The sequence below is a fragment of the Comamonas sp. SY3 genome (genome assembly GCF_041730275.1).
GTDB lineage: Bacteria > Pseudomonadota > Gammaproteobacteria > Burkholderiales > Burkholderiaceae_C > Comamonas > Comamonas sediminis.
This window is the reverse complement of record NZ_JBGTYN010000005.1, coordinates 244,061-263,447: the sequence shown is the minus strand read 5'-3', so window position 1 is coordinate 263,447 and position 19,387 is coordinate 244,061. Positions and strand designations below refer to the sequence as shown.

Annotated in this window: 15 protein-coding genes and 1 pseudogene; 3 read left to right on the top strand and 13 right to left on the bottom strand. The window is 66.1% G+C overall.

Features of this window, described 5'->3' with window-relative positions; all coding sequences use genetic code 11:
• Nucleotides 1-219: 219 nt before the first annotated feature.
• Together ACCQ08_RS09415 and ACCQ08_RS09410 are read left to right on the top strand one after the other, a co-directional pair.
• Nucleotides 220-474 carry a hypothetical protein gene (locus ACCQ08_RS09415; protein ID WP_373449619.1) on the top strand — a complete coding sequence of 85 codons (255 nt, stop codon included), beginning with the start codon at nucleotides 220-222 and terminating at the stop codon, nucleotides 472-474.
• A 149-nt stretch (nucleotides 475-623) separates the two neighbouring features.
• Nucleotides 624-848, top strand: coding sequence for a hypothetical protein (locus tag ACCQ08_RS09410; protein ID WP_312835483.1), 225 nt, complete (start codon nucleotides 624-626; stop codon nucleotides 846-848).
• Nucleotides 849-1,014: 166 nt separating this feature from the next.
• On the opposite strand, the gene ACCQ08_RS09405 is transcribed toward ACCQ08_RS09410, so the two are convergent.
• From ACCQ08_RS09405 to ACCQ08_RS09350, 12 genes and pseudogenes are all read right to left on the bottom strand, one after another.
• Nucleotides 1,015-4,098 (bottom strand): efflux RND transporter permease subunit, encoded by a 3,084-nt coding sequence (locus tag ACCQ08_RS09405; protein ID WP_373449618.1) that lies wholly within the window; start codon nucleotides 4,096-4,098, stop codon nucleotides 1,015-1,017.
• A complete protein-coding gene (locus ACCQ08_RS09400; RefSeq protein ID WP_373449617.1) occupies nucleotides 4,095-5,267 on the bottom strand; it encodes an efflux RND transporter periplasmic adaptor subunit in 1,173 nt (390 codons plus the stop codon). The genes ACCQ08_RS09405 and ACCQ08_RS09400 overlap by 4 nt, the downstream gene beginning before the upstream one ends.
• A 22-nt stretch (nucleotides 5,268-5,289) precedes the next feature.
• Nucleotides 5,290-6,750: an efflux transporter outer membrane subunit gene (locus ACCQ08_RS09395; RefSeq protein ID WP_373449616.1), complete on the bottom strand. Its 1,461-nt coding sequence runs from the start codon at nucleotides 6,748-6,750 to the stop codon at nucleotides 5,290-5,292.
• Nucleotides 6,751-6,760: 10 nt separating this feature from the next.
• Nucleotides 6,761-7,357 (bottom strand): MarR family transcriptional regulator, encoded by a 597-nt coding sequence (locus ACCQ08_RS09390; protein ID WP_312835487.1) that lies wholly within the window; start codon nucleotides 7,355-7,357, stop codon nucleotides 6,761-6,763.
• Between the two features lie 132 nt (nucleotides 7,358-7,489).
• Entirely contained in the window at nucleotides 7,490-8,554 is a 1,065-nt protein-coding gene (locus ACCQ08_RS09385) for a PAS domain-containing protein (RefSeq protein ID WP_373449615.1), read from the bottom strand.
• A gap of 13 nt (nucleotides 8,555-8,567) precedes the next feature.
• Nucleotides 8,568-9,413 carry a hypothetical protein gene (locus tag ACCQ08_RS09380; RefSeq protein ID WP_313336436.1) on the bottom strand — a complete coding sequence of 282 codons (846 nt, stop codon included), beginning with the start codon at nucleotides 9,411-9,413 and terminating at the stop codon, nucleotides 8,568-8,570.
• Nucleotides 9,414-9,483: 70 nt separating this feature from the next.
• Nucleotides 9,484-10,173: a response regulator transcription factor gene (locus tag ACCQ08_RS09375; RefSeq protein ID WP_239812429.1), complete on the bottom strand. Its 690-nt coding sequence runs from the start codon at nucleotides 10,171-10,173 to the stop codon at nucleotides 9,484-9,486.
• Nucleotides 10,174-10,303: 130 nt separating this feature from the next.
• On the bottom strand, nucleotides 10,304-11,164 hold the full coding sequence (locus tag ACCQ08_RS09370; protein WP_373449614.1) for an oxaloacetate decarboxylase: 861 nt from the start codon (nucleotides 11,162-11,164) through the stop codon (nucleotides 10,304-10,306).
• A gap of 15 nt (nucleotides 11,165-11,179) precedes the next feature.
• Nucleotides 11,180-12,379 carry a 2-methylaconitate cis-trans isomerase PrpF gene (gene prpF / locus ACCQ08_RS09365; RefSeq protein WP_373449613.1) on the bottom strand — a complete coding sequence of 400 codons (1,200 nt, stop codon included), beginning with the start codon at nucleotides 12,377-12,379 and terminating at the stop codon, nucleotides 11,180-11,182.
• 25 nt (nucleotides 12,380-12,404) lie between these two features.
• On the bottom strand, nucleotides 12,405-15,044 hold the full coding sequence (gene acnD / locus ACCQ08_RS09360) for a Fe/S-dependent 2-methylisocitrate dehydratase AcnD (protein WP_373449612.1): 2,640 nt from the start codon (nucleotides 15,042-15,044) through the stop codon (nucleotides 12,405-12,407).
• Between the two features lie 87 nt (nucleotides 15,045-15,131).
• A complete protein-coding gene (gene prpC / locus ACCQ08_RS09355; protein ID WP_373449611.1) occupies nucleotides 15,132-16,310 on the bottom strand; it encodes a 2-methylcitrate synthase in 1,179 nt (392 codons plus the stop codon).
• Between the two features lie 266 nt (nucleotides 16,311-16,576).
• A pseudogene (locus tag ACCQ08_RS09350) lies at nucleotides 16,577-16,870 on the bottom strand (acyl-CoA thioesterase); the annotation flags it as partial.
• A 163-nt stretch (nucleotides 16,871-17,033) separates the two neighbouring features.
• On the opposite strand from ACCQ08_RS09350, the gene ACCQ08_RS09345 reads away from it, so the two are divergent.
• Nucleotides 17,034-18,455, top strand: coding sequence for a short-chain fatty acyl-CoA regulator family protein (locus tag ACCQ08_RS09345; protein ID WP_373449610.1), 1,422 nt, complete (start codon nucleotides 17,034-17,036; stop codon nucleotides 18,453-18,455).
• On the opposite strand, the gene ACCQ08_RS09340 is transcribed toward ACCQ08_RS09345, so the two are convergent.
• On the bottom strand, nucleotides 18,452-19,324 hold the full coding sequence (locus tag ACCQ08_RS09340; protein ID WP_369460101.1) for a LysR family transcriptional regulator: 873 nt from the start codon (nucleotides 19,322-19,324) through the stop codon (nucleotides 18,452-18,454). The genes ACCQ08_RS09345 and ACCQ08_RS09340 overlap by 4 nt on opposite strands.
• Nucleotides 19,325-19,387: the final 63 nt, after the last annotated feature.

Sequence of the window (19,387 nt, the reverse complement as noted above, 5' to 3'; positions counted from 1 at the left end):
TGTGCGCACGTCCACAACGTGCTTCGGTCATTACCTTATCCAAAGCCATGCACCGGCCATGTAGGAATGCGGCCCGCCTGCATGTGCTGACCGCAGCACAACGCAGCGCAAGATACAGTTGCCGCATTGCCGTACATGGACTGAGATAGGTTTTCCTACAGGGGAAGGAAGGCTGATGGGCGACGATGGTGGCACAGCGGCTCCGCTGTTGGAGGACCTATGAAAGACAAAGAACTGAAGAACCCCCCGCCCAGTGAAGAGACCCAGATCAACACCACCCGCAAGCAGCATCCCCAGGATCTGGGCGTCCACGCCAAGATGCCCCATGAACGGGACCAGTCGGTTGGAGAGGTGAATCCCGAGCCTTCCCCGCCGATTGAACAGGCGCACCAGGACCTGAAAGACGGTTTGGTGGACACCGATGAGCGGGCTGCTGACGGGCGTCCCCAGGGCAGCAAAAAACCCACTGCCTAGAGTTTCAGAGGAGAGAATGAAGCTCCAAAGAGGCGGCCCTGCGATCAAGCGCATGCGAAAACAGGCATCAAGCGGTAACAATATAGATTTATTGCCAAACCCTATAGGACAATTCCTGCATAACGGTTAACCTGACCATGTTGGTGCCCATGTACGTGGCACTGACAGGAAGGTATGCCGTGTTGCAGCGAAAGCAAGAGGATGCCGCCAGAGACGAGTACCTAGACCAGCTCAAAGCTGAGGGCGCCAGTCTCTTGATGCGCAATCCACAGGAAGGTACGCCCGAGCACGCCAAGATGATGCTGATTGATGCCAAGATTGACCAACTCACCAGTCCCATTACTGTCCCCCATTGGAAGGACACAGGCTCCTGAGACGCCGCCCGCTTCAAGCGGGCTTTTTATTGGCCCGAGCCATCGCAACGCACGGGCACCGCACTGCACAGCCGCCCCCGCAGACCGGGCATGATGGGGCGCCCTCCCGGTCTGCGTCCCTGCCGCCCGGCCTGGCGATGAGAGATCCAGCGCAGGCGCCCGCCGTTCATGCGCCGGTCTGCAGCGTCTCTTGCTGTTCCTGGGCGCTCGGCAGAGTTACCCAGCGGGCCAGCTTGGGCCGCAGCCAGTACTCGAAATCATCCATCACCGCGTAGACCACCGGCACCAGCACCAGTGACAGCGCCGTGGACGACACCAGCCCGCCGATGACAGCGACGGCGAGCGGCTGGCGGAACTCCGAACCGCTGCTCACGCCCAGCGCCGTCGGCAGCATGCCCATGGCCATCGCAATCGTCGTCATGATGATCGGCCGGGTCCGCACATGCGCGGCTTCCAGCAAGGCCTCCGTCTGGCTTTTGCCCATGCGCTCGGCCTCCACCGCATGCTCCACCAGCAGGATCGAGTTCTTGGCCGCCAGGCCCATCAGCATCAGCAAGCCAATCAGCACCGGCAGGTTCAGCTCCCCACCCGTTGCCAGCAAGGCCAGAAAGGCGCCTGCCAGTGACAGCGGCAGCGCCGCCAGGATGACCACCGGTTTGACAAAACTGCGGAACAGCAGGATCAGCACGCCAAAGATCAGCCCCACCCCCGCCATGATGGCCAGGCCAAAGCTGGCAAACAGCTCCTGCATGCCCTCGGCATCGCCATACAGCGGGCGCGATACCCCTGCGGGCAGGTTCTTCAGGAACGGCAGCGCATCCACCGCCGCATTGGCCTGGCCCAGCGACACGCCATTGACCTCCGCCTCCAAGGTGATGCGGCGCTCGCGGTCAAAGCGGTCGATGTGCGACTCGCCCACCTGGAAATGCATGTCCGCCACCGCCGACAGGGGCACCGTGCCGCCCTGCCCCGTGGGTACGCGCAGCGCGCCAATGCTGTCCAGATCGCGCAGCGCATCCTGCGGCAGGCGCACCCGCACCGACAGACGCTGGCGCCCGGTGTTGAATTTGGATGCCGTCGCATCCAGATCGCCCAGGCTGGCCATGCGTGCCACCTCGGCCACCACATCGGGGGTCACGCCCAGGCGGGCGGCTGCATCGGGCTTGAGCCGTATCACCAGCTCGGGGCCGGGGTTGGGCGCCACCTGGTGCACATTGGCCAGCATCGGCAGGCTGCGCAGCTGTCGCTCAGCATCGGCGGCCGTGCGCCGCAGCAGCTCGCCATCGTGGCCGCCCAGGATCACCTGCAGGTTCTGCGTGCCGCCGCCTTCGCTTTCGCTGTAGCTCAGCCGCACATCCGGCACCTGCAGCAGCAAGGGCCGCATATGGTCCTGGAAGGCCTTGGTCGTCATCGAGCGCGACGACTTCAGCTGCACAATCACCGAGCCCTTGCGCGGATCGCCATCGCGCTGGCTGCTGCCCACGCTGACAAACACGTCCTGCACATCACCTTGCTGGCGCAGCAAGCGGGTCAGGCTGGCGGCCGAGGCGCGCATGTCCTCGGTGGTGGCGCCCGGCGGGCCTTGCAGGCTGATCTGCACCGTGCCGCCATCCCCTTTGGGCGCAAAGCCGGTGGGCAGCAGCGAGGCCAGCATCAGCGAGCCGACAAAGATCAGCACACCGGCCGTCAGCGACAACCAGCGGTGCGCCAGCGCCCATTCCAGCAGCCGGCGGTAGCGGCCCACAAAGGGCTTGTGCGGATGGGGCTGCGCCGAGGGCTTGAGCAGATAGGCGCACATCAGCGGCGACAAGAGGCGCGCCACCAGCAGCGAGAACATCACCGACACGGCCACTGTCACCCCGAACTCGCGGAAATACGGCCCGGCATAGCCGCCCATGAATGCCACCGGCAAGAACACCACGGCAATCGCCAATGTGGTGGCCACCACCGCCAGACCAATGGCGTCCGCCCCTTCCATGGCGGCACGCCAGGGCGATGCCCCCGCCTGCACCCGCTTCTGGATGTTCTCCACCTCGACGATGGCGTCATCGACCAGCACCCCGATCACCAGGGTCAGCGCCAACAAGGACAGCATGTTGAGCGAATAGCCCAGCCAATGGATCACCGCAAATGTCGGGATCAGCGAGATCGGCATGGCCACGGCGGCAATCACCGTGGCGCGCCAGTCGCGCAAGAACATGAAGACGACCACCGCCGCCAGCAGCATGCCTTCGAGCAAGGTCGCCACCGTGGCGTCAAAGCTATCGCGGGTGTTCTTGGCGCCCGACGACACCAGCTGGAAGGAGACACCCGGCTGCTCCTTGGCCAGGGCCGCCACCGCCTTGGCCACCGCCCTCTCCACATCCACGTCCGATGCGGCCTTGGTCTTCATCACCTGAAAACCCACCACCGCCTCGCCATTCAAGGCCGCAAAGCCGCGCCGGTCGCTGGCGCCGCTGGCCACCGTGGCCACATCGCCCAGCCGCAGATGGCGGCCATCGCGCGTGGCAATCACCAGCTGCTCGAGCTCCTGCACCGAGGGGGCAGCAGCGAGGATACGCACCTGCTGCTCCTGCGCGCCAATCTGCGTGCGGCCGCCCGATGCATCCAGGTTGTGGGCGCGCAGCGCATCGTTCACGGCCACGGCCGTCAGGCCCAGCGCCTGCAAGCGGGCGGGGTCCAGGGTCACCGTGATATCACGCGCCACACCGCCCACCTGGGTGACCTGGCCCACCCCTGGCTGGGCCACCAGCTTGCGCGCCACCACATCCTCGATGAACCAGTTCAGTTCCACATCGTCCATGCCAGGCGCTGTGACCGCATAGGTCAGCAACGGCAGCGCATCAAAATCCAGCCGCTCCACAATCGGCGGCTCGATGCTGGCTGGCAGGTTGGCACGCACCCGGTCAATGGCGGCCCGCACCTCGTCCACGGCCCGCTGCGGGTCCAGCCCGATCTCGAACTCCACCACGGTCAGGGACATGCCCTGGGTGACGGTAGAGATCACATGCTTGACCCGGGCCACATTGGCCACGCCGTCTTCCACGACCCGGGTGACCTGGGTTTCCACCTCGGTGGCCGCCGCGCTGGGCAAGGCGACGGCCACCTGCACGATCGGAAAGGACACATCCGGGTAGAGCTTGATCGGCATGACCCGGTAGGCCATCAGGCCGGCCACCATGATGGCGATGAACAGCACCACCACGGGGATCGGGTTCTGGATGGACCAGGCGGAGATACGCAGCTTCATGGCTGGCCTCCGGCCCCTGCAGCACTGCCTGCGGCCTGAGCGGCTGGCGCTGCAGCGGGCTTAGCCGCCGGCTCGGCTGCTGTGCTGACCTGTACCCGGTCGCCATCCAGCACAAAGGCGCCGCCGCCCAAGGCCAGGCGGGTGCCCACCGGTGGGCCATCGCGCAAGGCCACCCAGCCCTGGGCGCGGGCGCCCAGGCTCACCGGCAGCTTGCGGATGCGGCTGTCCGCATCAATGGTGGCCAGTTGCGGGCCACCGGCTTCAAAGTGGATGGCTTTTTCCGGCACCGCCGCCACCGGGGCCGCGGCTTGGGCAAAACGCGCCTGCGCAAAGCCGCCCGGGCGCAGATCGGCCCGCACCGGCAGCACCACGCGCACCTGGGCCAGCTTGGTCTTGTCGTCCACGCGGCGCGACAGCAGGCGCACCTTCCCTTCCAGCTCCACGCCTGATGCCAGCGCCACGTCCACCTTGTCGCCGGGCTGGATGCGGTCCACCTGGTCCTCGGGCACCTCGGCGGCCAGCTCCACCATGCCGTCCCGCGCCAGGCGGAACATCGCTTCGCCGCCGGGGCTGGCCACATCGCCACGGCGCACATTGCGCTGCAGCACCACACCGGCCACCGGCGCGCGCAGCACCATGCGCTCGGCCTCCACGCGCAGCCCGGCCAGGTTGGCAGCGGCCACATCGGCATTCGCAGTGGCACTGGCTGCGGCCGTGCGGCGCTGCTGGATCTGCTCGTCCGACAGCACGCCCTGGCCGTCCAGCCCTTCGACCCGCGCCGATTCGGCCTGGGCCTGCTTGGCCTGCGCCCGGGCCTGCACCAGGCTGGCCTGCGCCTGGGCGATCTTGGCCTGCAGCAGGCCATCGTCCAGCCGCGCCAGCGCTTGGCCGGCGCGCACCGTATCGCCCTCATCGGCCAGCAATGCCGCCACGCGGTAGCCACCCAGCTCCGGGCCAATGGCGATCTCCTCGCGCGCCACCAAGAGGCCCGATGCCTGCTGCACCCCGCCCATGGGCCGCAGCTCCACCTGAGCCACGCTCACCGTGCGCACCACCTCGGCCACCGGCTTGGGGGCTTTGTTTGCACTGCCGTCGGAGCAGGCCACCAGCCCCAGCAGCGCGACCGACCCCAGGCCCAGCCTCACACCCACACGCCATCCGCTTTTCATTGATTGCCGCATTGCATCCCTCTCAATTCGTCTTCTGTGTGTCGGCGCCCAGCGCATCCCGGGGCCAACCGCCGCCCAGCGCCTGGAACACCTGCACCGCATGCGCCAGCGCCTCGGCGCGCGCCTGGGTCAGGCCACCGCGTGAGTCGCGGTAGACCTGCTCGGCATCGAGCACCACGACCAGGTCAAAAAAACCGGCCTCATAGCCTTTGCGTGCCGCTTCATAGGAGTTCTGCGCGCGTGCCTCAGCCTGCGCCAGCACCTGCAGCCTTTGCCGGTCCGGCGCCATGCGCAGCAGCGCCTGGTCCGTTTCGGAGAACGCACGCTGCACCACCTGCTCATAGGCGATCACCGCCTGCTCGGCGCGGGCGCCCTGGGCGCGGGCATTGGCCAGCAAACGCGGCCGGTCCAGCACCGGCATGGCCAGGTTGCCAGCCAGCGACCACAGCCCGGTGCTGAGCGACGCGCCCTGCTTTTGCCAGTTCAGCCCCAGCCCGGGGGTCAAAGTGATGCTGGGCAGCAGCGCCAGGCGCGACAGCTCCAGCCCGCCAGCGGCCGCATCCATCTGGGCCTGGGCCTGCAGCACATCGGGGCGCCGTGCCAGCAAATCCGCCGGCAAGGCTTGCGGCAGCGCTGGCGCCTTGGTCTGGCTGTCATCGAGCACCAGCGCGGACAAGGGCTGGTCGCCCTGCCCCACCAGCACCAGCAACGCGCGGCGCGCGGCATCCAGCTGCGACTGCAGCACCAGTGCATTGGCCTGGGCCGCCAGCAGGCTGGCATCGACCCGCGCCACATCGGCCAGCGCCACCAGGCCACGCTCGAGCTTGCGCGCCAGCACCTGCTGCAGCCGCGTCTGGATGGTGATCGTCGCCTGCGCATCGGCCAGCGCGGCGGTCAGGCGCTGCGCCTCAAACAGGCTGCGCGCTACTTCGGCGACCAAGGTGGCGCGCTCGCCATAGGCGCCATAGAGCGCCGCGCCGTAGTCGCCATCAGCCTGGCGCGCCAGCGCATCGCCCCGGCCCAGCACATCCAGTTCCCAGGACACCTGCAAGTCCAGCCCGGCGCTGCTTTGCCGGCCCAGGCCGGCGCCGCCCGCCGCTGCACCGCCCAGGCGCTGCACGTTGCGGTGGTCGCCACTGGCACGCAGCCCCCCTTGGGGCTGGTACTGCGTCAGCGCGGCCTCGCGCAGCGCACGGGCCTCGCGCACCCGCGCCAGGCCCATGCGCACCTCGGTGCTGGCGGCCAAGGCCTGGTCCACCAGGCGGTTGAGCAGCGGCTGCTCGAACAAGGTCCACCAGGTATCGAGTTGCGGCGCAGCCTGCGCAGCCTGCGCAGCCTGCGCAGCCTGGGGGCTGGCCGCAGAAGGCGCGACCGAAAACTGGGCGGCCACCACCGGCGCCGGCGCGCGCGCATCGGGCACCGAGGAGCAGCCCGACAAAGCCGCCAGGCACAGCGGCGCTGCCGCCCATAGAACGTGTTTCATTGCAGGGGCCTCAGTCTTTGGTGGTGCGGCGGGCTGCAGTGCTGCGCGCTTTGCGCGCTTTCGGTGCTGCCCCAGGGGCTGAGGCAGGAGCACCTGCCTTCCGCTTGGCCGGCACCGCTCGGGTGGCCGTCTGCGTTTGCCGATCGGCCAGTTTGCCCAGCAGCTCCTGCAAGGTCTGGGCCGTCACAGCGTGAAAATCCTGCGCCTGCTGCAGGCGCGCGGTGGCCTCGGCGGGCAGCGGGCTGGCTGCCAGCAACTCGTCCACATAGGTCGTAAAGCGCTGGCAATCGGCAATGCTCTGCTCCAGCACAATCAAGAAAGGGTTGGCCCGCAGACTGAAAAAATCCTGCCGCTCACCGCGCATCGCCACCCGCTCAATGATGCCCAGGCGCTCCAGCAGACGGGTATTGGTGCTGACGCTGGCCCGGCTGGCCTGCATGCGCTCGGCCAGTTCGGCAAAGCTGATGGGCCCGCCATCGAGCAAAAAAATGCCGATCAGGCGCCCCGCAATCCGGGGCAGACCGCTGGTCTCCGCCTGGATCGCATTGCGCTCGATGAACAGCTCGCGCGCCTCCAACGCCGCTTTCGCCTTGTCCTGCTGGGTCACAGCCACCATCCTTCATTCATATTGTTCAGTCACCGCTGAACAATATAAACGAATTCGGGTTGACCCTGGTTTTCAAAAGTAACGCTAAATTGGAAAAAGAGGCCGAGGTATACGGCCCTTCCGTTCGGAGAGTCAGGACTGGCGCAAAGCCAGCCGCGCGGTCAGCAGGGTGCGTCCCGGCTCGGAATCGATCTCCAGCACACCGCCGACCCGGCCCATACGCACGGCCATCGAGCGCATGCCAATGCCCAGACCCGAGGCATCCACCGCAGCCACATCAAAGCCTACGCCATCGTCCTCGATCTCCAGCACCAGGTCGTCAGCCTCGGGCTGCAGGAAGGACAGGCGCACATGGCGCGCCTGGCTGTGCTTGATCACATTGGTGAGCGCTTCCTCGACCAGGCGCGTCATCGCCAGGTACTGCAGCGCATCGGGTGGCGTACGCCAGGCGGGCGCGTACTGCCAGTCGCAGCGGATGTCGAGTGCATCGAACAGGTTGGCAAAGCGGTGGCGCAGCGGTGCCAGCCATTCCTGCGGAGAGCCAGGCACGCGCACCTGGGCCGAAGAATTGCTGTCGATGGTCTGGCGCAGGTCATCGCGGATGTGCTTGAGCATGGACAGCACCTGCGGCCGGGTCAGGCCGCCATCGCCGCCCTGCTCCACGGCGGCAATCATGTGTACCAAGGAGCCGCCCAGTCCGTCATGCAGGTCATGGGTCAGGTTCAGGCGCTCCTGCAGGCGCGCATTCGACAGCTTTTGCGCATCCAGCTCGGCGCGCAGTTGCTCGGCCTTCTTCTGCTCGCTGATGTCAAAGGTGAAACCGATCAGCCCCGTGGTCTCGCCCTGCGCATCGCAAAGCACATGCACCACCTCGCGCACCCAGACAAAGTTGCCATCGCTGGTCAATGCCCGGTACTCGGCTTCATGGTCAACCCCTGCCAGACACAGGTCCACGCAGCGGTTGACCGTGGTGTCGCGCTCGTCGGGGTGGATGCGCTCGGCCCAGTCGTTCACCGTCTGCCAGCTGTCCGGGGTCCAGCCCAGCAGCGCCTCGATCTGCGGCCCCACATAGGTGTACTTTTTGCTCGCCCAATCGATGCGGAACGGAATCGCCAAGGTGGACTCCAGCAGCGTCTGGTAGAGACCGTTGTGGGTGTCTGGCTCCAGGGTGCGTAGACGGGGCTGCGTATCGAGCATAGAGGTGTCAGCGTTACTTCAACAAAGGGTGAACCGTCGGCAATGCATTCCAGAACCAGTAGAAGTAGCCACTGTCCTTGGGCAGCAAGGTCAGGGTCTGCACGCTGGTTTGCGTGCCACCCCGCCAACAGGCCAGCGCGGAATTGCGATTGCCGTGCAGATCGATATAGGCCGCATGGGGATTTTTGGGCCTGGGCGGAATGTACAGGGCCATGCCTTGCGGCACCCAAAGATCGGCGAGAAAGATTTTAGCCCGCTGCGGCCAATAGCGCCCGACCGAAATCACCAGCGGGAGCTGGGGATCCACAGAAGAGAACACATGCGGAAAATCATGGTGCTCCAGATCGGTACACACCGTGGGCTGCAGCTGGTTGCGGTGCGCCTCGTCCAGATAGGGGCACTGCTGACCGGCAAACATGCCGTACTCGAACGGGGTGTTCTCCAGGTGGCGGATCGGGCTTTGCATGCGCAGCCCCTGCCCCGGCTCGATCAACGTGATGCCAAAGGCAGCTGCTGCGTCCCGCGTGGCCCACAGCGGCTCGTACACCACCTCGGTGGCGAGGAACTCCAGCTTGGTCTCCTCACCAAATTTTGTCGGCGGCTGGCTATGCGTGCCACTGACCTGGTAACCGCGCCCCCAGGAAGGCTCAAGCGTCCCGGCCACCGGGGTGCCGGCCACCGGAGTGCCGGCCACCGGACTGCCGGCCACAGGCTGCAGCTCCTTGACGCCTGCAGGAAGTGCTTCGTTGAATTGGGGCATGCCATCGATATTGCAGACATAAGGCGTCGTCTGCGTATCGACCCATGTGCCCATGCCGTCTCGAATCAGCAAAGGCGGATCAAAATAAGTGTGGGGCACGGTCAGTCACTCCAGATCGGATGGGCGGGCGATTACGGGGACAGCGAGACAGGGGTGCGCGCTGCGCGGCTCAATCCACCAGGCGGCGCCGGCGCGCTTCCTGCGCCGCCTGGGTGCGCGAGGACACCGACAGCTTGCGGTAGACATTCTTGATGTGCGACTCCACCGTGTAGCGCGACAAAAACAGCCGCTCGGCAATCTCGCGGTTGCTCAGGCCTTCGACCACCAGGTGCAGGATGGTGTGCTCACGGGCGCTCAAGCCGGGGTCATCTGCCGCCTGCACGGCAGGCGGGGCCTGTAGCGGCAGCTCCTCAATGATGCGCCGCGCAATAAAGGGGTCGATGGGCGCGCCGCCGCGCAGCACGCTGCGCAAGGCCATGGCCATTTCCATGTCATCGCGCTCCTTGAGCACATAACCCACGGCGCCAGCGCGCAACGCAGCCCAGATCATCTCCTGCGTGCTCCAGGCCGATACCACCAGCATCGGCAGGTTGGGCGCCTGGGCATGCAGCTCTTCGATCAGCTCCACACCACTGCCATCGGGCAGGCCCAGGTCCACCAGCACCAGCGATACCGTGTGCGCCTCGCCCGCCAGGTAAGCGCGCGCTTCGGCCAGCGATCCGGTCATCACCAGCGCATCGCTGCTGTAGCCCAGCTGCTGCAGCAGGCCCTGGAGCCGGTTGCGCACCAGCGGGTTGTCCTCCACCACCAGTACCGGTGCGGGCAGTGCGAGATCGGCGGTGAGCATCTGGGTGGGCATGGGGTCCGTTCATATTCCAAGTGCTGCAATTATTCCGCAAGCCCAGGCCCTTGCCCCTCACTGAAAATGGTGAATTTCAGCGCCATGACAGTTTCACGACCACCGCATGGCAGCGGGCAGCATGGAGCTATCAGGTAAAGCGCTTCTCCAGCGCATCCCAGGCGGGCTTGCCCACCAGGCGCTGGCGCTCGGCAAAGGTCGCCACCCAACCGCTGGACTCCTGCACCGCCTTCTGGTCGCGCAGCACGGTCAAGGTGTTCTGCATGCCGGCCACAGCGCCCTGCAGCGCCGCATTGGCATAGAGCACGATGCCGTAGCCCAGTTCGCCCAGCTGCTCCGCATCAAAAATGGGGGTCTTGCCGCCAATCACCATGTTCATCAGCTGCGGGGTGGCCAGCCGGGCCGGCAGTGCGCGGATCTCTTCGGCCGTGGTGACGGCCTCCACAAACAGAATATCGGCCCCGGCTTCGGCAAAGCGCTGGGCACGCTCCACGGCCGCCTCAAAACCATGGGTGGCCGCCGCGTCGGTGCGCGCCATGACCAACAGGTTCGGATCGCGCCGGGCATCAACGGCGGCCTTGATCTTGCTCACCGCCTCGTCGGTGGAGACCACCTCCTTGCCGTTGAAATGCCCGCAGCGCTTAGGCGCCACCTGATCCTCCAGCTGGATGCAATCCGCACCGGCGCGCTCCAGGGTGCGCACCGTGTGGTAGACATTGAGCGCATTGCCAAAGCCGGTATCGGCATCCACCAGCAAGGGCAGGCTGACGGCGTCGCGGATGCGCGCCGTGTGGTCGGCGATCTCGGCCAGCCCCATAAAGCCCTGGTCCGGCAGGCCCAACCACATATTGGTCACGCCCGCGCCGGTCACATAGATGGCCTCAAAGCCCAGGTCCTCGATTACCTTGGCCGACAGCGCATTGAAGGCCCCCGGCACCAGCACGCCCCGGCGGGCCGCCACCATGTCTTTCAGCCGTTGCTTGGTATCCATTCCACAGTCCCCCGTTCAAAAACAATCGCCCGGCACCCGCACAGTGCCTTCCATCAGAATGCGTGCGCTGCGGCTCATCAGCGCCTTGGCCACCACCCACTGGCCATCCTGCAGACGTGCCTCGGCGCCCACCCGCAGGCTGCCCGAAGGGTGGCCAAAGCGCACCGCGCTGCGCTCGCCCCCGCCGGCGGCCAGGTTGACCAGGGTGCCCGGCACCGCCGCTGCGGTGCCAATCGCCACCGCTGCCGTGCCCATCATCGCGTGGTGCAGCTGGCCCATCGACAGCGCACGCACCAGCAAGTCCACATCTTGGGCCTCCACCGCCTTGCCGCTTGATGCCGTGTAGCTGGCCGGCGGCGCCACAAAGGCAATCTTCGGTGTGTGCTGGCGGCTGGCGGCCTCGCTCAGGTCCTGGATCAGGCCCATCTTCAGCGCACCATGGGCACGAATGGTCTCCAGCCGCGCCAAGGCCTGGGCATCGCCGTTGATATCGCCCTGCAGCTCCCGGCCGCTGTAGCCCAGGTCGTGCGCGCTCAGAAAGATCGTCGGAATGCCCGCATTGATCAAGGTTGCGGCAAAACTGCCTACCCCGGGCACATCGAGCTGGTCCACCAGCTGGCCCGTGGGGAACATCGCACCACCATCCTCGCCCTCGTCGGCGGGGTCGATAAAGGCCAGCTGCACCTCGGCGGCCGGAAAGCCCACGCCGTCCAGCGCAAAGTCGCCGGTCTCCTGCACCTGTCCGTTGTGGATGGGCACCTGTGCAATGATGGTCTTGCCAATATTGGCTTGCCAGATGCGCACCGTGCAAATGCCGTCCTGCGGGATGCGGGCCGGGTCGACCAGGCCCATCGCGATGGCGCAAGGGCCCACCGCTGCCGACAGGTTGCCGCAGTTGCCACTCCAGTCCACAAAGGGCTTGTCGATAGCGACCTGGCCAAAGAGGTAGTCCACATCATGGTCACGCTGCGTGCTCCTGGCCAGCAGCACCGCCTTGCTGGTGCTGGACGACGCATTGCCCATGCCATCGATCTGCTTGCCATAGGGATCGGGGCTGCCCAGGGTGCGCAGCAAGATGGCATCGCGCGCCGCGCCGGGCTGCTGCGCGGGCAGCGGCAAATCCGGCACATGGAAGAACACCCCCTTGCTGGTGCCACCGCGCATATAGATGGCGGGGATCTTGATCTGGGGAGGATGGGCGGTCAGGGTTGTCATGGTCGTTCAGAAAAAGCGGGGGCAGTCACACCGGAGCAGCTTGCGCAGCGCGCGATGCCAGAAAGTCCTGCGCAAAGCGCTGCAGCACACCGCCTGCCTCGTAGACAGACACCTCCTCGCCGGTATCCAGGCGGCAGGTCACCGGCACGCGGTCGATCTGGCCATTGCGGCGCCGGGCCACCAGGCTCAGCGTGGCCAGCGGTGTGCGTTCACCTTCCACATCATAGGTCTCCGTGCCATCCAGTTGCAGCGTCTTGCGCGTGGTGCCGGGCCTGAACTCCAAAGGCAGCACGCCCATGCCGATCAGGTTGGTGCGGTGGATGCGCTCAAAGCCCTCGGCCACCACCGTCTCCACCCCGGCCAGGCGCACGCCCTTGGCGGCCCAGTCGCGGCTGGAGCCCTGGCCGTAGTCGGCGCCAGCAATGATGATCAGCGGCTGGCGGCGCGCCAGATAGGTCTCCATCGCCTCCCACATGCGCACCACCCGGCCCTCGGGCTCGATGCGGGCCAGCGAACCCTTTTGCACCTGGCCATCAACCACGGCCATCTCGTTGACGAGCTGGGGGTTGGCAAAGGTAGCGCGCATCGCCGTCAGGTGGTCGCCCCGGTGGGTGGCGTACGAGTTGAAGTCCTCCTCGGGCAGGCCCATCTTGGCCAGGTACTCCCCAGCGGCCGAGCTGGCCAAAATCGCGTTGGATGGCGACAGGTGGTCGGTGGTGATGTTGTCCGGCAACAGCGCCAGCGGCCGCATGCCCTGCAGGCTGCGCGGGTGGGCGGCTAGCGCGCCCACGCCTTCGGTGTCCCAGTAAGGCGGCCGGCGGATATAGGTGGACTCGGCGCGCCAGGCATACTGCGCCTCGGCCTGCTCGCCATCGTCCACGCGCAGCGCAAACATCGGCTCGTAGACCGCGCGGTACTGCGCTGGCTTCACAGCCTGGGCCACGACGGCATCGATCTCCGCATCGCTGGGCCAGAGGTCTTGCAGACGGATCTCCCGCCCATCGACGATGCCCAGCACATCCTTCTCGATATCAAAACGCACCGTGCCCGCAATCGCATAGGCCACCACCAGCGGGGGCGATGCCAGAAACGCCTGCTTGGCATAGGGGTGGATGCGGCCGTCGAAATTGCGGTTGCCCGAGAGCACGGCCGTGGCATACAGGTCGCGATCGATGATCTCCTGCTGAATCCGGGGATCGAGCGCGCCACTCATGCCATTGCAGGTGGTGCAGGCAAAGGCGACGATGCCAAAACCCAGCGCCTCCAGGTCCTCCAGCAGCCCCGCCTCTTGCAGGTACAGCTCCACCGCCTTGGAGCCGGGCGCGAGCGAGGTCTTCACCCAGGGCTTGCGCACCAGACCCAGGCGCCGGGCATTGCGCGCCAGCAGCGCTGCGGCCATCACATTGCGCGGGTTGCTGGTGTTGGTGCAGCTGGTGATGGCGGCGATGATGACGGCGCCATCGGGCAGCAGGCCCTGCGCCTCTTGGGCGCGCGCCAGCGCCAGGGGCTCGGCGCCGGCAATGCCGCGCTCGGCCAGCTGCGAAGTCGGCAGGCGGCGGTGCGGGTTGGAGGGGCCGGCCATATTGCGCACCACGGTCGACAGGTCAAACTGCAGCACCCGTTCATAGCTCACCTGGGCCAGGCTGTCGGCCCAGAAGCCGGCGGTCTTGGCATAGGTCTCGACCAGCTGCACCTGCTTTTCATCGCGGCCCGTCAGCCGCAGGTAGGCCAAGGTCTGCTCATCCACCGCAAACAGCGCGGCAGTGGCGCCGTACTCCGGGCACATATTGGCGATGGTGGCGCGGTCGCCAATCGAGAGGCTGCGCGCACCCTCGCCATAAAACTCCACATAAGCGCCCACCACCTTTTGCTGGCGCAAAAACTCCGTCAGCGCCAGCACGATGTCGGTCGCGGTGATGCCCGGCTGGGGCCGGCCGCTCAAGGCCACGCCGACAATGTCGGGCAAGCGCATCCACGAGGCCCGTCCCAGCATCACGTTCTCGGCCTCCAGGCCGCCCACGCCCACCGCAATCACGCCCAGCGCATCCACATGCGGGGTATGGCTGTCCGTGCCCACGCAGGTATCAGGAAAGGCCACACCATGCTGCACATAGACGACGGGCGACATCTTCTCCAGATTGATCTGGTGCATGATGCCGTTGCCCGCCGGGATCACGTCCACGTTCGCAAAGGCCTTCTTGCTCCATTCGATGAAATGGAAGCGGTCCTCGTTGCGGCGGTCTTCGATCGCACGGTTCTTCTCAAAGGCCTGGGGGTCAAACCCGCCGCATTCCACGGCCAGCGAATGGTCCACGATCAGCTGCACCGGCACCACCGGGTTGACGGCGGCCGGGTCACCGCCGGCCTGGGCAATCGCATCGCGCAGGCCGGCCAGGTCCACCAAGGCGGTCTGGCCCAGGATGTCATGGCAGACCACGCGCACCGGAAACCACGGAAAGTCGGTATCGCGCCTGCGCTCGATCAGCTGGCGCAGGTAGTCCGGCAACTGGGCCGGGTCGGCGCGGCGCACCAGGTTTTCGGCATGCACCCGCGCCGTGTACGACAGCCGGGCCCAGGCGCCAGGCGCCAGCGCATCGACCGCCGCCTGCGCATCAAAATAATCCAGGCCGGTGCCGGCCAGTGCTTGTCTGTAATCGGTGTTCATGGGGCAGTGCCAACCGGCGGGCAGGCCGCCCGCACGGTGTTGCTATTTCTATAGGGATCGGGAGAAGTCGGATCAGCCGGCAGTTGATCATCCGCGCTGGTCGATGGGCTGGAACACCTGGTCTTCCGGCCCCGTGTAATGCGCGCTGGGGCGGATGATCTTGTTGTCCACGCGCTGCTCGATCACATGCGCAGCCCAGCCGCTGGTGCGCGCAATCACAAACAGCGGCGTGAACATCGCAGTGGGCACGCCCATCATGTGGTAGCTCACAGCGCTGAACCAGTCGAGGTTGGGGAACATCTTCTTGACCTCCCACATCACCGTCTCCAGGCGCTCGGCAATGTCGTACATCTTCGTGGATCCGGCCTGCAGCGACAGCTCCTTGGCGACACCCTTGATGACGACGTTGCGCGGGTCGCTGACGGTGTAGACGGGGTGGCCAAAGCCGATCACCACCTCCTTGTTCTCCACCCGGCGGCGGATATCGGCCTCGGCAGCATCGGCGCTGTCGTAGCGCTTCTGAATCTCGAAGGCCACCTCGTTGGCACCGCCGTGCTTGGGGCCGCGCAGCGCGCCAATCGCGCCGGTGATCGACGAATACATGTCGCTGCCGGTACCGGCCACCACACGGGCGGTGAAGGTCGAGGCATTGAACTCGTGCTCGGCATACAGGTTGAGCGAGGTGTGCATGGCCCGCTCCCACAGCGCGCTGGGCTTCTTGCCATGCAGCAGGTGCAGAAAATGCGCGCCGATGGAATCGTCATCGGTCTCCACATTGATGCACTTGCCCGAGGTGCTGAAGTGGTACCAGTACAGCAGCATCGAGCCCAGCGAGGCCATCAGCCGGTCGGCAATGTCGCGGGCGCCGGGCAGGTTGTGGTCGTCCTTCTCAGGCAGGGTGCAGCCCAGCACCGATACGCCCGTGCGCATCACATCCATCGGGTGGCTGGCCGCCGGCAGCTGCTCCAGCGCCTGCTTGACGCTGGCGGGCAGGCCGCGCAGCGCCTTGAGCTTGTCCTTGTAGGCCCGCAGTTCTGCGCGGTTAGGCAGCTTGCCGTGTACCAGCAGGTGGGCAATTTCCTCAAACTCGCAGACCTGGGCCATGTCCAGAATGTCATAGCCCCGGTAGCGCAGGTCATTGCCGCTGCGGCCCACAGTGCACAACGCCGTGTTGCCCGCCGTCACGCCAGCGAGCGCTACCGATTTCTTGGGTTTGAAGGTCGAAGGCGTGCTGGGCGCAGTGGCCTCGGTGGTCGTGGTGGTCATAGCGGGATTTCCTGGTTCAAATATGCGCAATCAAGAGAGACGGGCCGGCCTTTGGCATCGACGACCACCATTTCAAACAAACCTTCAAGGACCTTCTGCTGAGCCCTCGCCGAATGGGATGGATGCGGATCGGGATGAGGCGCAAGGCGTCTTTCGCAGTCAATAGCCGTGGCTATTGACAAGGAAGACAACGCAGCGGATCGCCCGAGACCGCATTCAGAACACGGCAGGGAGCTCTGCAGAGGGTCCTTATGCACCTCTTCGGGCGGTGTACCGGGCAGGTCCGCCAGGCCGGTGACGCAGACGGTCATCGAGCTGCGCCCCACCCGGCTGACCCAGGCACGCAAGGTCAGCCCATGGCCTACCGGTGCCGGTGCCACAAAGTCCACCCGGCTGACTGCCGCCATCACCACCTCACGTTGCGCGAGGCTGCGGGCCGCCAGAAACGCGGCCTTGGCCATCAACTGCAGACCCTGGCCCGCAAACAGCGTGCCGTGGTGGTTGGCCAGCGCCGGCAGTACCAGTTCCTGCAGTTCAACAATGCCGATGGGTTGTGTCATGCTTCGCAATTTACGCAAAATGCCAGGCCGTGGATAGCACTGAAATGGCGAATTTCTGCGAATGAAAATAGCCATTTTGCGAATTTTGCGAATTGATAGAATCCGCAAAATTGGCAAACCCTCGCCGCGACTACTACCCCCGGATGAAACAAGAGATCTGGCTATGAAAAAAACCTTCATGGGCGTGAAGCTGCGCAAGCTGCGTGCCGAGCGCAACCTGTCGCAGATTGCGCTGGCCCATACGCTGGGCCTGTCGCCCAGCTACCTCAACCAGCTGGAGCAAAACCAGCGGCCCTTGACGGTGTCGGTGCTGCTCAAGCTGCACCGCAGCCTGGGGGTGGACATCCAGCAGTTTTCAGAAGACGAGGAAGCACGCCTGGTTGCGGGGCTGCGCGAAGCCCTGGCCGATGCACCCGAGGCCATCGCACTGCCCGAGTTGCAAGAGGTGGCTGCGCAAATGCCGGCGCTGGGCGCGGCGGTGGTGGCGCTGTACCGCCGCCATCTGGACACGATGGAGCGGCTCGAAGCGCTGTCGCTGCAGCTGGTCGACGACCGCAGCGATGAGCGCGCGCATGCCAAAGGGCCGGCCGCGATGCCGTTCGAGGTGGTGCGCGATTTCTTCTTCTCGCACCAGAACTATTTCGATGCGGTGGACCGCGCGGCCGAAGACCTGGCGATGCAGGCGCAGGCCCAGGGCGGCCCCTTGGTCGACTGGCTGGTGCAGCGCCTGGAGCGCCAGCACCAGGTCCAGGTGCAGCAGGTGCAAAGCGCAGGCGCCAGCAAGCGGCAGTTTGACCCAGCCTCGCGCCTGTTGCAGCTGTCATCCACGCTGGCGCCGGCGCAGCAGGCCTTCCAACTGGCCACGCAGCTGGCGCTGCTGGAGATCGGCCCCCAACTCGACAGCCTCATCCGCGTGCCCGCGCTGGAGGACGACCGGGCGGCGCAGCGCCTGGCACGCCTGGGCCTGGCCAACTACTTTGCCGGTGCGCTGCTGCTGCCCTATGGCCCGTTTTTGCAGGCCGCCCACGCGCTGCGCTACGACATCGACCTGCTGGGCCAGCGCTTTGCCGTCGGCTTTGAGACCGTCTGCCACCGGCTCAGCACCTTGCAGCGGCCCGGCAACCCCGGCGTGCCTTTTTTCTTGGTGCGCGTGGACCGGGCCGGCAATATCTCCAAGCGCCAGTCGGCCACGCATTTCCATTTCAGCCGCACCGGGGGCACCTGCCCGCTGTGGAATGTCTACGAGGCCTTTGGCCAGCCCGGCCAGGTACTCGCGCAGCTGGCTGCCATGCCCGATGGCCGGCGCTATCTGTGGATCGCCCGCAGCGTCTCCGGCGGGCAGCGCGGCTATGGCGCCCCCCGCAAAACCTTTTCCATCGGCCTGGGCTGCGACCTGCGCCATGCCTCCCAGCTGGTCTATGCCAAGGGCATCGCGCTGGAAGACCCGGAGGCCGCCACCCCCATCGGCATGGGCTGCAAGGTTTGCGAGCGCACGCAGTGTCCGCAGCGGGCTTTTCCGTATCTGGGCACCAAGCTGGCAGTCGATGAAAACACCAGCCACTCCACGCCCTACGGCTCGCACTAAATGGCCGCCAACAGCTGGCCAAAGCGCGCTTCCACATACTTCGCTGTCGGGCTGCGCTGCGCGCCCTGGCGCCAGAGCATGCGCACCGACAGCCGGGGCAGCGCCAGCGCCGGGCAAGGCACTTCACGCAGCGCCTGGCGGTTGCCCTCGTAGTGCGCAATATTGACCGGTAGCACCGCCCAGCCCAGGTTGTCGGCCACCATGTCTGCGATGTTGTAGAAGCTGTCCGAGCGCCAGACGCGCGGGCTGTAGGCGCGCTCATGCACGTCCTCAGTGTGCATCAGCAGCTGCCGGTGCTGGGCCAGCGCCTGCAGGCTCACGGCCTGGCCATCGGCCAGCGGGTGGTCGGCGGCCACAAACACGCCCTGGGCCACGGTGCCCAGGTGGCGCTGCTCAAAATGGTGCAGCACGGGCCCCCGGTCGATGTGGATGGCGATGCCGGCGCGCCCCTGGGCCACATAGTCGGCCACCTCGGTGGCGGTGCCGTTGAGCAGCAGCAACTCCAGGCTCGGAAACCGCTGCGCCATCTCGCGCAGCATGGTCGCCACGGCGGTATAGGGCAGCGCCTCGTCAATCGCCAGTGCCAGCTCGGCATCGGCCCCGCCGCTGAGCGCCTGCGCGCGCTGGTCCAGTTGCTCGGCCTGGCGCAGCAGCTCGCGCGCCTCCAGCAGCAGCACCCGGCCCGCATCGGTCAGTTGGGCATTGCGGTGCGAGCGGTCAAACAGCACCACGCCCAGGTCGACCTCCAGCATGCCCACCGCGGTGCTGACAGCAGATTGCGCCTTGCCCAGGCTGCGTGCAGCGGCTGAGAAAGAGCCGCTGTCGGCGGTGGCCACAAACTGCCGCAATTGTTCAATGGTCCATTCCATAGCCTGGCACTGTAACGCATCCATCTGTTTTATTGATGGATTCCAACTTTATCAATCTATTTT